The sequence below is a fragment of the Streptomyces stoeckheimensis genome, from assembly GCF_045822005.1.
GTDB lineage: Bacteria > Actinomycetota > Actinomycetes > Streptomycetales > Streptomycetaceae > Streptomyces > Streptomyces stoeckheimensis.
Window position 1 is genome coordinate 973,362 of sequence record NZ_CP169550.1, and the last position, 14,176, is coordinate 987,537.

General features: G+C 68.4%; 11 protein-coding genes and 1 pseudogene. 10 read left to right on the top strand and 2 right to left on the bottom strand.

The genetic code is table 11. The features are described from left to right. The first annotated feature begins 21 nt into the window (after positions 1 to 21). From ACE1OC_RS04410 to ACE1OC_RS04425, 4 genes are all read left to right on the top strand, one after another. The gene (locus ACE1OC_RS04410) at positions 22 to 1,029 is read left to right on the top strand and encodes an alpha/beta fold hydrolase (RefSeq protein WP_407841477.1); all 1,008 of its coding nucleotides are present in this window, start codon (positions 22 to 24) and stop codon (positions 1,027 to 1,029) included. Between the two features lie 786 nt (positions 1,030 to 1,815). Beyond that, positions 1,816 to 2,238 carry a hypothetical protein gene (locus tag ACE1OC_RS04415; RefSeq protein ID WP_266448333.1) on the top strand — a complete coding sequence of 141 codons (423 nt, stop codon included), beginning with the start codon at positions 1,816 to 1,818 and terminating at the stop codon, positions 2,236 to 2,238. 340 nt (positions 2,239 to 2,578) lie between these two features. Next, the gene (locus ACE1OC_RS04420; RefSeq protein ID WP_266448331.1) at positions 2,579 to 3,295 is read left to right on the top strand and encodes a hypothetical protein; all 717 of its coding nucleotides are present in this window, start codon (positions 2,579 to 2,581) and stop codon (positions 3,293 to 3,295) included. A 295-nt stretch (positions 3,296 to 3,590) separates the two neighbouring features. Beyond that, a complete protein-coding gene (locus ACE1OC_RS04425; RefSeq protein ID WP_266448329.1) occupies positions 3,591 to 4,295 on the top strand; it encodes a SanA/YdcF family protein in 705 nt (234 codons plus the stop codon). Positions 4,296 to 4,421: 126 nt separating this feature from the next. Here the strand turns inward: ACE1OC_RS04425 and ACE1OC_RS04430 are convergent, their stop codons facing one another. Next, a complete protein-coding gene (locus ACE1OC_RS04430) occupies positions 4,422 to 6,140 on the bottom strand; it encodes a VanW family protein (protein ID WP_266448327.1) in 1,719 nt (572 codons plus the stop codon). A 275-nt stretch (positions 6,141 to 6,415) separates the two neighbouring features. Between ACE1OC_RS04430 and ACE1OC_RS04435 the strand changes: the two genes are divergently transcribed. The 3 genes and pseudogenes from ACE1OC_RS04435 to ACE1OC_RS04445 all read left to right on the top strand — a co-directional run. Next, positions 6,416 to 7,192 (top strand): GNAT family N-acetyltransferase, encoded by a 777-nt coding sequence (locus ACE1OC_RS04435; protein WP_266448326.1) that lies wholly within the window; start codon positions 6,416 to 6,418, stop codon positions 7,190 to 7,192. Positions 7,193 to 7,645: 453 nt separating this feature from the next. Continuing rightward, positions 7,646 to 8,233, top strand: coding sequence for a M15 family metallopeptidase (locus ACE1OC_RS04440; protein ID WP_407835884.1), 588 nt, complete (start codon positions 7,646 to 7,648; stop codon positions 8,231 to 8,233). Positions 8,234 to 8,389: 156 nt separating this feature from the next. Further along, positions 8,390 to 8,692 (top strand): annotated as a pseudogene (locus ACE1OC_RS04445) (transposase); the annotation flags it as partial. Between the two features lie 56 nt (positions 8,693 to 8,748). On the opposite strand, the gene ACE1OC_RS04450 reads toward ACE1OC_RS04445, so the two are convergent. Then, complete coding sequence (locus tag ACE1OC_RS04450) at positions 8,749 to 9,717, bottom strand: hypothetical protein (protein ID WP_407835885.1); 969 nt, start codon at positions 9,715 to 9,717, stop codon at positions 8,749 to 8,751. Positions 9,718 to 9,885: 168 nt separating this feature from the next. Between ACE1OC_RS04450 and ACE1OC_RS04455 the strand changes: the two genes are divergently transcribed. The 3 genes from ACE1OC_RS04455 (at position 9,886) to ACE1OC_RS04465 (ending at position 12,875) form a co-directional block, all read left to right on the top strand. Further along, complete coding sequence (locus tag ACE1OC_RS04455; protein WP_266448318.1) at positions 9,886 to 10,161, top strand: heavy-metal-associated domain-containing protein; 276 nt, start codon at positions 9,886 to 9,888, stop codon at positions 10,159 to 10,161. A 79-nt stretch (positions 10,162 to 10,240) separates the two neighbouring features. Beyond that, entirely contained in the window at positions 10,241 to 12,496 is a 2,256-nt protein-coding gene (locus ACE1OC_RS04460) for a heavy metal translocating P-type ATPase (RefSeq protein WP_407835886.1), read from the top strand. 97 nt (positions 12,497 to 12,593) lie between these two features. Beyond that, positions 12,594 to 12,875, top strand: coding sequence for a metal-sensitive transcriptional regulator (locus tag ACE1OC_RS04465; RefSeq protein ID WP_266448313.1), 282 nt, complete (start codon positions 12,594 to 12,596; stop codon positions 12,873 to 12,875). Positions 12,876 to 14,176: the final 1,301 nt, after the last annotated feature.

Sequence of the window (14,176 nt, forward strand, 5' to 3'; positions counted from 1 at the left end):
CTGTCGAACCATGCGGCGTGCATGCGGACTGCGACCTGGTCGTCGACGCTCCGGTGGGGCGGGTACCCCCTCGTGCTCGTAGTTCTCGGGCTCCGGGTTCCCATCTCAAGGCGGCGCGTGCAGGGTGGGAGCTGGCCCCGCGAGCCGGGGACGGATCGGGACACTGGGGGCGCGGTGGAGTCGGTAGAAGTCGGTGGCGTGCGAATCGCCTTCGAGCGGCTGGGGACCGGTGATCCGGTCGTGTTGGTGGGCGGGACAGGAATGCCCCCGGTGGCATGGGAGTTGTGTGGGCTGCGAGACGCCCTGGTGGCTGCCGGGTTCGAGGTGGTGACGTATGCGGCACGCGGGGTGGCGCCCTCGGACGCACCGCCGGCCCCGTACACGATGGCGGACCTTACCGATGACCTCGCCGGGTTGCTCGACGCGCTCGGCATCGCGCAGGCGGCGGTGGTCGGCTATTCGCTGGGGAGCTTCACCGCCGAGCTGCTGGCCCGCAACCGCCCGGATCTGGTGCGATCGGTGGTACTGATGGCCGGCACCGGGCCGCTGAACGGTGTGCTGGACGCCGTCCTGCGGACCGAAGCGGAACTGATCGCGCTCACTGGACGCATCCCGCCCGCCTACGCCGCCGCGCAGACACTGCTGAGCACATTGCCGCCGCATGTGCTGACCACGGACGAGGCCCAGGTGCGGGCCTGGATCGAACTCCTCGGCGCGCAGGAGGACGTATGGGCCTCGACCGAGGGAGAGGTCGGGCAGTCCGCTGCCTCGGACGGCTGGGCCCGCGACCCCGGCCGGATGGCGGCCCTCACCCGGATCCGAGTGCCCGCGCTCGTGGTCGCCTTCGAACACGACATGCTGTTCCCTCCTTCCTCCGGTCGGACAGCTGCCGACGCACTGCCTCTGGGCGAGTTCGCCCTGATCTCCGGCGCCGCGCACGGCGGGTTGCTCACCAGCCCGACCGAAACCATCACGGCAGTACGCGCCTTCCTTTCGCGCACCACCTTGGGCGGAGGCCGGTCAAGGTAAACCGGACCGTGCGCTTGCCCTCGGTCAGCCCGACGCTCTGTAGGCTCACCGGCCACAGTCCGGTTTCAGACGAGGAGCCTTATGCAGCTGTCGCCAACAGCGCTTAATCGCGCCGCGAACAGCTCCCTCGGAGCCGTCCCGGCATGTGCGAGCGTTGCCTACGGAGCCCAAGCCACTGAAGTGTTCCCGCGGCTCGCCGCATGCTTCGTGGTGGCCGTGTGCGCCGTCCTCAGCGTCCGTGGGTATCGGCTCGGTGTCACATGCGACAGCACTCGGGTGACCGTCCGTGGCTATTTGCACACGCGGGTGATCATGCGAGAGCGCATTACGGAGGTCACAGACTTCCCAGCGATCAGATGGACTGCTCGCACGGGGCGTAGCCGGTGGACACCGGTCACGGCGTTCATGACCAGCCCGAGCGAGACGGCGGGGCCGCGGCTCAGCAAGAACAACAACACGGCGAAGCTGCGCCGGTGGGCAACGCGTTAAGTCAGTCGTGAGGTGTGCCGGACGGTCGGCCAGTCCGACGGCGCCCATGGGGCCGACAAGGGCATGGCCAACGTCATCAGCACCTCGCATAGCGCCGAGCCACCTGGATGAGCAAACTCTGGCGGGGGACCGGCCACCGGCAGCCCCGCCGTACGCCGCATCCCGAGAGACCCCCGCCCCTCGGAGCGATCCACCAGGACCGTGTGATCCCCCGCGTGCGGCGTACACCACCTATCAGGGTGGCGGTTATGCCTGGGGGGATGCACCGCGTGGAAAGGGAGCCGTTAAGATCACGGCGTGCTCACGCCCTGGTCATCCAGCCACCACCTGCGGGTCCGCCCCTCGGCGGGTCCGCTGCGCGTGCTGTGGGTGGCCCTGTTGGTGTTCACCTTCCTGTACTCCCATGGCGTGAGCACCGAGGGCGTACGAGGGCATCTCCAGCAGACCGCGTCCGCGGTCATGACCGTCCCGGACGGCCACGAGGTCGTCGAGGCGGCGCCGGTCGACCACCAAGGCGGTCACGGCGCCTCGCACCCCGCCGAGGAGTGCACGGCCGGGTACCCGCAGCAATCGCCCACGCTGGAGGACCCTCACCTGTGGGCCCTCCCGATGGAGCGACTGTCACCGGCCGCGCCGTTCGCCTTCTCCGGGACCCGCACCACGACGTCGCCCGCTTCATCGCCCCACACATCCACCAGGGCGATTGTCGTGCGGGTCTAGGATCCGCCGACTGAGAGTCTTCCGGCGGCTCCTGCCCGACCGGAACCTCCCCGGGATCGCACGCCGATGCCGAACCAGCCATGGTTCGTACAGTCGGCCATGCTTCCGCGCCTACTCGCTTCCTGGCGCAACGCCTGCATGAGCGTGGGTCTCGAGCCGTGCCCTGACGCTTCGGCCCAGGAACGCTCGCGCACCCATACGCCTGTCAACGACATGGCCTGACTGCTCGTGCCCCGTGGCGGAGAGCCGTACGGCAACGTGCGTGCGCCCCCGGGACTTCTTCTACTCCCTACCCAGCTATTCCGCCATCCCTAAGGCCACAGGCCAAGGAGCACCACGTATGACGTCCACCCAACTCACCGACCGTCCCGCCGCGTACAGCGACCAGGGACCTGGCTCCGGGACCAGCCGGTCCGGCGTGCGCCAGGCCCGCTCCCGCAAGAGGGGCCTGCTCGCCCGCTACCTCGGCTACGTCGGCTACTTCGTCGGCGCCGGACTGATCAGCGGCGCCGTCGTCCACCACCCCCTGGACCCCGCCCGCTACACGCTCATCGCGATGTACGGCGTCCTGGTCTTCCTCGCTGCCACCGTCCTCAACGAGTTCGTCCTCGCACGCCAGCGCCCCACCCTGCCCCGCGCCATCGCCATCATGGGCGCCTCGCTCCTGCTGTCCTTCGGCATCGGCATGCTCAGCGGCGGCCTCCAGCACTTCGAGGACTTCCCCACGCGCGCCGCCGTCCTCATCCCGGCCGGCATGATGCTCTCCTTCATCGCCTACGTCCTCAAGGACGAGGACACCTCCTGGCGGCGCATCTTCGGCCTGGCCGGACTCGCTGTCCTGGTGACCGCCCTCATCAGCTTCGCCGGCCTGCGACAGGTCGCCGCCAACCTCACCGAGCAGCCCGGAAGCGGCGGCCACGGCCACAGCTCCGGCGCGGAGGAGCCCGAAGAGGAGCACCAGCCCAAGGCCGGCGACCCCACAGCCGGAGCCCCCACCCCGAAGGCCACTCGCAGCCAGAGCGCCAAGCCGGGGCACGCCGACGGGCCCGGCCACTAACGATGCGGGGGCACTAGCCGGCGGGTCACGACATGAGACCGTCGCCTCGGGCGAGGTGACGGTCTCATGTCCTGGGCACGAACACCGGGGCACGTCTTGCTCCACGTGTTCGCGGCCACCGTGCGGCTCCCAGTTCGCCTACGGGCTTCAGCACTGAGTGAAGTTGTCGCGCCGCGCGGGTGAGCTGGGGACCAAGTGCGGCGTCTGGTGGAAGCTGTCGAAACGACAGAGACAGCCGAAAAACACAAGCCGCCGCCGTTGAGTACGGCGGCCGATGAACCCGGGAGTTACTGTCATGCGCTTGCCCCGCCTGCGCCTGAGCGACATCCACAGGCCGCTTCTGCCTCGTACGCGCGCGGGGCAGCGGCGGGCCGTGCAGGCGGTGATGCTGCTGTGCGTGCTGGCGCTCCTGCCCGCGACGTGGATGTTCACGGCGGCGGACTACCGGCTGCGAACGACCGCCGACGTCCCGCGCACAAGTGTGGCCGTGGTCTTCGGCGCGGGTCTGTTCGGGAACGGTGAGCCGTCGATCTTCCTCGCCAGCCGCCTCGACGCGGCGGCGAAGCTGTACCGCGAGGGCCGCGTGAAGGTGCTCCTGGTCACCGGCGACAACAGCACCGATCACTACGACGAGCCGCACGCCATGCGCCAGTACCTCACCCATCGCGGCGTACCGGACGCCCGTATCGTCAGTGACTACGCCGGCTTCGACACCTGGGACTCCTGCGTGCGGGCGAAGGAGATCTTCGGCGTCGACCGCGCCATCCTCGTCAGCCAGGGCTTCCACATCCGCCGGGCCGTCGCCCTGTGCCAGGAGGCCGGCATTGAGTCGTACGGCGTCAGGGCGGCCGATCACCAGGACGCAGTGTGGTACTACAGTGCCACCCGCGAACTGTTCGCCGCGCACAAGGCTGCTCTGGACGCAGCCCTCGAGCCGGACCCCCAATTCCTCGGGCCGAAGGAACCGGGGGTGGAGCGGGCGCTGGCCGACCGCCGGTGACCAGGCGTCGGCCATCGAGACCTCTGGGGCCACGGCCGCGCACGCTGACGATGGGGCGCGGCCCACGCGCCACACGGGCCGTCAACTCCCGCGTCAGCGAGCCGTGGTTGCCTGTCGTGCGACTGCTCAGCCGCAGATGACTTCGTCACGGGGCACATAACGGGTCTTGAACGTTTCTCGCTTGACTTCCTTGCCATCCGACCGGAAGACCCGGTCGACGTTGACGTCGAAGCCTTCGAGCGGTGTCTGCGGCAGACAGTCCGCCGCGGGCCCCTGCCGCTTCTCGGGCTCCTTGACGTTGGTGCGGGGGCTTTTGACCGCTTCCACTTCGCCGTATTTCTTGGTGCCGAGGAAGGTGACAGTGACGGAGGTGTCCGTGGCGCTCGCCTCGATGTAGATGGCGTTGCCCGAGTCGTTGAGGAACCTCAGATCGAGACTGCCCCAGGCCACCGTTGCTTCGCGACCTTCCGGGTAGCGCTCAATGTAGAACGAGTGGGCGCCATGCTCCAGCGGTTTGACCCCGGCGAAGAAGAGGGCGTTGAAGACCGTGGTGGCGACAGCGGAGACGCCACCTCCGGACGCCTTGGTGAACTGGTCGTCCTGAATGATGATGCCGTCTACGAATCCGTTGGCCTTGGTCCGCTCGCCGACGGTGCGGTTGAAACTCCAGGTCTCGCCGGGCAGCACGACCGAGCCGTTGATCAATTCGGCAGCGCGGCCGATGTTCGTGGTGCGGTACGGGGCGGGCTCGAAGTTGACGGTGAACGTGGACATCTTCTCCTTGATGCCCAGGGGCCCGACGGTGTCGCGGGTGAGCTTCGGCTGCACTGTCTGGGTGGCCACCGCAGCTGTGCGGGCCGCCCCCGTCTTGGTCAGCAGTGGCAATACTGCTTTCTCGATCGCCTGGGGGGTGACCTCCTGACCGGGTTTGCCGTCCGAGGCCACCGTCACCCGTTCGCCGTCCAGTCGCAGCTTGGCCTCGACCGCCTTGTCGGTGGCCTGTGCCAGCGGGTCGGCAACCGCCGGATCCTTCAGGAGACTCTCGCCGTCGAGGGCAGGGGTGAGCCGGTTGGACTTGTCCGGCTTCACCGTGAGGTGCTTGCCGATCGTCAACGGGCTGATCTCGATGGACCGGCCGCCTGTGGTTATCGTGACCGGGCCCGACATCGCGGGGGTGGCGAACTGGGTCATGGCACGGTTCACCTCTGCCGCATCGACGGGGGGTTCGCTGCGCCGGACCGGCAGTGAAACGGGCTCGGGCTTCTGCTCGAGGACCGCGGAGCCCAGGGCCTTGACCGCGGCCTCCACGTCGAGCACCTGCCCGGTCTGCGGCTGCACAGGCACCGGCTTGCCCTGGTCGAAGAAGATCGCGCCGTTCTTCACCGTGCGCTCGTACTGCTTCGCTGCCTTGTCCAGCGCCGCCGGGGTCTTTGCCTCGTCCACACGGATCACCGGCTCGACGTCGCGCTCCCCGCTGCTGAAGAGGCGCCCGATCACGGTCAGCGGGTCGAAGCCGTCGCGCGCGGCGCGTGCGGCGGTTTCCCGACCATCCAGAGAGAAGCCAGCCGCGCGCACGTCGATGATGCCATTGGTGTCGCCGACGCGCACTTTCACCGGTTCTGGCCAGCTCTGGCCCAGCTGCCTCTCCAACTTCTGCTGCGCCTGTGAGGCGCTCAGTCCCCCGATATCCACGCCCCGCACCCGCGTGCCCGCCGGGACGTCGTCATCGGAGGCGAGCAGCCCCGCCACGTACAAGCCACCGACACCGAGGGCCGCCACCCCCGCCACGAGCGCGACGGGGCGTGGTACGCGGCGCCGGCCGACCGCCGTGGTGGCAGCGGGCATGCCGGGTCCAGAAGAGTGAAGCACTGAATCTCCTTGTCCATGGCGCCATCACGTCGCCAAGAGGGCCTCGCGCCGCACGCCACAAAGCAACCGATCGTAATAAGAGAGCCCGTGAAGGCTGAATAAGATCAGCAACCTCAGGTCTCGTCCCTTGTGGGTACTGTGCCGGTGATTTCCGGCTTGGTGCCGGGACAGCAGGCCCCACGGAGGCAAGAGGAAGCTGCTGCGGGCCCCCGTTCTACTAAGCCACTTAACACTGTAGTACTTTCATATTCATGGACGCCGACCCGTACGCTGCCGAGCGACCGAACCGCCGGCCAGCATCCACGCACACCTGGCCCGCAGGACGTCGGATACCTGCCCTGGGAGAAGACAGCTCCTGGCAGGGCATACCCTTCCAGATCCGCCGGATGGGTCCGGAGCAGTTGCCCTTCGTCGTAGCGGAGCACCTCAAGTACTTTCCCGACGGGTTCTTCGCCCGCCTCGGCCCGTCGTTCCTGACCGCGTACTGCCGTACCTACCTCAGCAGCCCGCACGCGGCGGCCTACATAGCCGAGCGGGACGGGGAACCGGTCGGTTTCCTGGTCGGCGTGGTCGCACCGGAGGCTCATCGCCGCCACGTGCTGGAAGTACATAGGCGCAAGCTCCTGGTCTGTGCCGCGGCCGGTCTGGCTGTGCGCCCACGGTTGACCACGCACTTCTTGCGGACGCGATTGCCGAGGTATTGCCGCAAACTGCTGCCCGGACGCCCGGCCGATCAGGCTGCTGCCGGTCCGCGCGGCACCACCGCGGTCCTGGCGCATGTCGCCGTAGTGGAGCACGCCCGCTCCAGAGGCATAGGAGACGCCCTTATCGACCGGTTCGTCGAGGACGCCGCCGACGCCGGATGTGCGCGTGTCAGCCTCGTCACCGCCTTGGGCGATGATGGCGCCGGGCCATACTACGAGCGACGGGGATGGGTGTACCGAGGGGAAACCCGTACTCCCGACGGGCGCCAATTGGCCACGTACGATCTGCCTCTGCCTCTCGGCCTTGGGACCGAGACCCGGTGATCTTCGCGCTCGTTTGATTTCGCCGAAACCTTCTCAATCCGACCCTACGTCGGGCGTCGACGCCCAATGGATTGTCGCGCCCTTCCGCGTCCGGTCCCGTACCGCTGACGTCTGGCATGCCGACACGCCACGTCGGTGATCCTCAGGAGACCTTGGTTGACAACGCAGGACAGTTCCAAGCCGACCGCCGCCCTCAGGCGCCCCCGGACAGCCCCTCGTGCCGCCTGCGCAGCGCTCGCGACCGCCGCACTCCTGACAGCGGGATGTTCGACCAGCCCGGACACGGAGAACGACAACCGTCGCGACGGGAGGTCCGTACCGTCCTTCAAGACCTCGAACCCGAGCCCGAGCCCGAGCCCTTCCCCCAGCCCGAGCCCTTCCCCCAGCCGCTCCGCCGACGCCGTTGTCAAGGAACTCACGGACACACAGTGGAGCCGCATGGTAGCCGCGAATATGTGGCGCAAGGAATGCCCCGACGTCCGTGACCAACTGCGTCGTGTAGAGATCAACTACGTGAACTTCGAAGGCAAAGTCCGCCGCGGCGCCCTCGTCGTCAACGCCGACGTGGCAGACAGCGTCGTCCGCATCTTCACGCGGCTGTTCGACGCTAGTTTCCCGATCCGCCGCATGAAGCCGGTGGAGAACTACGGTGGAGACCTCAACGCGAGTCTTCGCGCCGACAACACCTCAGCTTTCAACTGCCGCCGGCCCGAGCAGATCAATGCCCCGTTCAAGGAGTCGCCCCACGCGAACGGCCGCGGGATCGACATCAACCCGCTTGAGAACCCCTGGAAGGACCTGCGAACCAAGAGCTGGTCACCGAGCGGGGAATTCAGCTCACGCACCCCTGGCAAGGGCAAGATCCTTGAGGGGGGCCTGGTGTGGCAGGCGTTCACGGACGAGGGGTGGATCTGGCAGAACATCGACGTGCCCGACTACATGCACTTCGACACGGGGTATCCGTCCGCCCCCTACAAGGGGCCGGGTGCCGGCGGGGCGACCTCGACAGCTATGGCCCCCAGCCCCTCTCCGGCCGACTGACGCCCACGGGGCCGACCGCTCCGTCTCAGTGCGGGACCGGCCGCAGACCTTCCCCTGTTACGTGCAGTGCTTCCTGAAGATCGCCGCGTCGTCTGCGGGCATCGAGGCTCGAGCCGTCCTGCGGGTAGATCTCACCGAACGGCCAGCCACTGATCGAGCGACGCTCACGCCTGGCGCGAGTCGGACCTGCCGGCGAAAGCGGCAGGCACCAAAGCCATCGCGGATGGCGCCTACCAGGGCACTGGCTGATCGTCCCGCACCGCAGAAGGGCCGGACGCCCCCTCCTGCGAGGCCAGGAGGACGACGAACTCCGGCGGGTGAGGGCCCGCATCGAGCACACCTTCGCCCGGATGAAGAACTGGAAGGTCCTCCGCGACTGCCGCCGAAAAAGGAGACAGCCTCCACCTCGCCGTCCAACCCATCGCCACCATGCACAACCTCGCACCCGGTGACCAGTGAAACGAGCAGGTCAACCAGCCCACCGCCTGCCCACACCCACCCTTCCGCAGCAACCTTTAGTGCCGGTGGCTGCCGGTGCTGTTCTCTGCGGCGGGTTCCTGCTGTCCGCCACCGGTACCTGCGGCGGCGCCCGCCTGAACGGTGAAGGCCGCGGTGCGAACGGTTCCGTTGTGCTGAAAGTCGAGGAAGAGGCGGTAGGTCCCCGCGGTGGGGGCGGTCGCGGTGAACGAGATCTCCGGGCCGGCCTTGGTGGTGCCGTCGCCCGGTTCACCGTTGGGGTGGACGTGCAGGTAGGCGAGGTCTCCCGAGCGCAGGGCGACGAGGTGACCGTAGGCGCCGAGGTAGGGCTGGAGGTCCGTGACCGCTTGGCCTTCCTTGGTGACGTTCAGCTTGAGCTCGCCTGCCGAGCCGGGACGCAGGTCACCGTTCACGGTGACCGTATATCCGTCGACCGCGGCGGTACGGGAGGGCGTGGGCGGTTCGGCGGCCTTGTAGGGCCCGGAGGCAGCAAGGTCGGCCCCGAGAGTGAGGTTCTTCTTGTCCTTGCCGGCGGGGGTGAAGTCGGCGAAGACCCGGTAGTCGCCTGCGGCGGGAAGGCTGAGCGGGATGCTCCAGCTGCCGTCTTCGGCCCTGGTGGGGTGCAGGTGGCGGTAGGTGGCGAGGTCGCGTGAGGCGAGAATCAGGTGGAGTTCCTTATCGTGCTCGCGCTGGTATGCGGTGACCTGTCGCCCGGCCTCGTCCCGTATGGCGAAGCGCAGCTCGCTCTGCTGCCCCGCCTCCAAGCGCGGGGTCTCGAGGTCGAGGGTGTAGCCGGCTTCAGAGACCTGCAGTCCCCCGGCGGGAGAGTCCGCGAGGCCGCTGCCGACGTCTGCGCCAGCCGATGCGGTGCCCGCGCCATGGCCGGCGTGGGCCGCGGGCCCGGAGCCAGCGGTGACGGGCCCGACCGCCCCGCCCACGCCGTAGGCGGCGCCGAAGGACGCCGCGAGCACGGCGGTAGACACGGTGATCTTCATAGCGGTGTTCATGACGGTCTCCTTCGACAAGACGGGCTCGCTGAGTGCCCAGATCGTATACCCCCCCGGGGTATACGCAAGGGCGCTCGGAGGCTTGCAAAAAATACGGGGTGGGGGTATACCTGACCCTGCAAGCGTGATACCCCCAGGGGGTATCACTCCATCTTCTGGGAGGTAACTATGTCCTGCTGCTCCACGGATGGCACCTGCTCCACCAGCGCCACCACCGCCGTCGCCGAAGGCACTAAAACGGTCTACAACGTCTCCGGCATGACGTGCGGGCACTGCAAGGCCACGCTCACCAAGGAGATCGGCGCCCTCGACGGCGTCCTGTCGGTGGACGTCGACCTCAGCGCCGGCCAGGTTTCCGTGACCACGTCGAACGAACCTGACGACGCGCTGCTGGCCCAGGTCATAGACGAGGCGGGTTACGAACTCACCGGACGGGCCGCCTGAGGCACCCGCCGCCTCACGCCGGGCCTGGCACACGACAGGCCCGGCGCCCCGTTCCCTTCCACCAGCCCGAGGAGCAGAGATGACTACCACGGTCCCAGGTACCGCCGAGGTCGAACTCGCCATTGGCGGGATGACCTGCGCCTCGTGCGCCGCACGCATCGAGAAGAAGCTCAACCGCATGGACGGGGTCGAGGCCACCGTCAACTACGCCACCGAGAAGGCCAAGGTCAGCTACCAGGGCGGGGCCGTCTCAGTGGCGGACCTGATCGCCACGGTCGAGGCGACGGGGTACACCGCCGCCGAGCCCACCCCGATACGTACGGGTTCCGGATCCGGCGAAACGGCGGCTGACGAGACCGACGAGTTGCGGCCGCTGCGGCACCGGCTGATCACCTCCGTGGCGCTGTCCGTACCGGTGATCGCAATGGCGATGATCCCGGCCCTCCAGATCGAGTACTGGCAGTGGCTCTCGCTCACGCTGGCCGCGCCGGTCGTCACGTACGCGGCCTGGCCTTTCCACCGGGCCGCGTTCACCAACGCCCGGCACGGCGCGGCCACCATGGACACGCTGATCTCGGTCGGCACCTCGGCCGCGTTCCTGTGGTCGCTGTGGGCTCTGTTCTTCGGTACCGCCGGCACACCCGGTATGAAGCACGCCTTCGAGCTGACCATCTCCCGCAGCGACGGCGCGGGCAACATCTACCTGGAAGCCGCGGCCGGCGTCACCGCGTTCATCCTGGCCGGGCGGTACTTCGAGGCCCGGTCCAAGCGCAAGGCGGGCGCCGCCCTGAAGGCGCTGCTGGAGCTCGGCGCGAAGGAGGTCACCGTCCTGCGCGGGGGCCGCGAGCAGCTGATCCCGACTGGGGACCTGCAAGTGGGTGACCGTTTCGTGGTCCGTCCGGGCGAGAAGATCGCCACCGACGGCACCGTGGTCGAGGGCGCCTCGGCGGTGGATGCCTCCATGCTGACCGGCGAGTCGGTACCGGTCGAGGTCGGCGTGGGCGATTCGGTCACCGGCGCCACACTCAACGCGGGCGGCCGCCTCGTGGTCGAGGCCACCCGTATCGGCTCCGACACCCAGCTGGCCCGGATGGCAAAGCTGGTCGAGGACGCTCAGAACGGAAAGGCCGCGGCCCAGCGCCTGGCCGACAAGATCTCCGCCGTCTTCGTCCCCATCGTCATCGCCCTCGCGCTGGCCACGCTGGGATTCTGGCTCGGGAGCGGTGCGGGTCTCACCGCCGCATTCACGGCAGCAGTGGCGGTACTGATCATCGCCTGCCCCTGCGCCCTGGGCCTGGCCACCCCGACCGCTCTTATGGTGGGCACCGGCCGCGGCGCCCAGCTCGGCATCCTGATCAAGAGCCCGGAGGTACTTGAAACCACCCGCAAGGTCGACACCATCGTCCTGGACAAGACCGGAACCGTCACCACCGGCAAGATGACCCTTCTGGCCGTCCACACCGCCGACGGCCAGGACGAGGCAGAAGTCCTGCGGCTGGCAGGCGCGTTGGAGCACGCCTCCGAGCACCCCATCGCCCAGGCCGTTGCCGCCGGCGCGGCCGAACGCGTGGGAGCCCTGCCCGTACCGGAGGACTTCGCGAACATCGCCGGGCTCGGCGTTCAGGGCATCGTCGACGGGCACGCGGTCCTCGTGGGCCGCGAGCGGCTGCTGGCCGAGTGGGCCATGGAACTGCCCGTCGGCCTGGAGCGCGCGAAGGCGGAGGCCGAGGCGGCCGGCCGTACGGCGATCGCGGTCGCCTGGGACGGCGAGGCCCGCGCGGTCCTCGAAGTCGCGGACGCCGTCAAGGACACCAGCGCCGAGGCCATCCGGCGGCTCCGCGCCTTGGGCCTGACACCGATCCTGCTCACCGGCGACAACAAGGCCGTCGCGGACTCGGTGGCCCGTGAGGTGGGCATCGACCAGGTGATCGCCGAGGTCATGCCCGAGGACAAGGTGAATGTCGTCAAGCGCCTCCAGGCCGAGGGCCGGTCGGTCGCCATGGTCGGCGACGGCGTCAACGACGCCGCCGTCCTGGCGCAGGCCGACCTGGGCCTGGCCATGGGCACCGGAACGGACGCGGCCATCGAGGCGGGCGACCTGACCCTGGTCCGCGGTGACCTGCGGGCCGCGGCGGACGCCATCCGCCTCTCCCGCAAGACCCTCGGCACCATCAAGTCGAACCTGTTCTGGGCCTTCGCCTACAACGTCGCCGCCCTGCCGCTCGCGGCCTCCGGCCTGCTGAACCCCATGATCGCGGGCGCGGCGATGGCCTTCTCCTCCGTCTTCGTCGTCGGCAACAGCCTCCGCCTGCGCGGCTTCCGGGCCGCGAGCTGACGCCGCCGCTTGGCCAACGGGGGCGGGCCGACCAGGCCCGCCCCCTTCCTGTCTACGCCAGTTCCGACCCGCGATCCCCCGAGACAAGGAGCTCACCATGACCGGTTATGAGAACGGCAAGGACGACATCCTGCGTCGTCTGCGCCGCATACAGGGGCAGGTAAGGGGACTTGAGCGGATGGTAGACGAGGACACCTACTGCATCGACATCCTCACCCAGGTCTCCGCCACCACTGCCGCCCTGCAGTCCTGCGCGCTGGCGCTTCTCGACGATCACCTCAGCTGCTGCGTCTCCGACGCCATCGCCCAGGGCGGAGACAAAGCGCAGAAGAAGGTCACCGAAGCCTCCCGGGCCATCGCCCGCCTCGTACGCTCATGAAAAGCGCCCTGCCGGAGCAACGCGGAGGTGAAGGCCTGCCAGGGCACCGGGACGGCCGCCTGATCGCTACCTTGGAGGGGTGCCGGCCGACCAGTGCGGAATTGGGCGGTAGGTGCGGCCGCGATTTCCGCGAACCACGGACGATCCATCGTCGGCACGAGTTCGTCGTCGCCCGCCATCGCGACATCGACCAGCGCCTCCAGCAGCGCGGGGTTGTTTCGGAAGACGAAGTGATCGGACCCTGAAGCCACTGGTCGAATGCCAGACCGCGAGAGTCGCGGCCCACGGCCGTCGTTTCTACGATGGAGAGAGAAGCATTGCCGACGATCACCAGGCCCTGTCCGGAAGGCGTTACCGCGTCGATGATGCGGCCGGTCCATCGCCCAGCCGGGAGGTGTGCACCCCATGGTGATGGGGTTCCCCGAGTCCGAGAGAAGGATCCGCCGCACGACGGGCCCGGATTGAGCAGATGCGCCGCGCCTCACGCAGACCCACGCCGAGCCACGTGCCGGAGAGCGAGCCGACGGGTCCTGCTACTCAGCCGAAGCGTCCCCGGCGCCTGGCTCTTGAGCACCCTGCTCCGCAAGCCATGCCAGCAATTCCTCGATCCGATGGTCGGCCGGCGCTTGGAGCCCTGAACCGAGACTCTCACCCGGCGGCCGCATCGAACACCGTTCATATCCCACGCTCTGACGTGGAACACCATGCATCAGCTCGAAACAGAGGCGCAGCTCCGCGTCGGTGAGCGAGGCCATTTCAGCCGTCACAATCGCGCACATCCGGCGCCCATCCTCATTCAGCCACTCACGCTGCACCCACCGAGCCACGATTCCCCCCACCCTTATAGGACAGACAGGCAGATTACGCGCACGACAGGCGGGGACACCAGAGCGGTGCACGGTCGAGACCTCATCACCTGGCTCAGAGCCGCCTCCGGCCGGCGGACCCTTTCGGCCAAGTCCACCGACAACCCGAATCCTGGCGGGATGGACGAAGGCTGTTGCGTCGGTATTCGCCTCGTACACCGTCCTCCGTCGCTGGTACAGCTCCCGAGTGTGCTGCGCAGTCGGGACCAGCCTGACAGTCTGGTCCTCCTCCTGACGCCGGAGGAGTTCTGCGTGCAAGTCCTCATCCGGGCTCGGCTGCGGTTGCAGGGAGGCCGCTCGGTCGATCGCTTCGAGCATGGCCGACCCTGTACCTGCGTGTCCTGGGGGAGGTTCAGCCGGCCGAGCTCATCGCGACCCACCTGGGCCACGGCCTGTCCACCACGCCGACGAAGGTGTGATCCCGATGGATGTGAG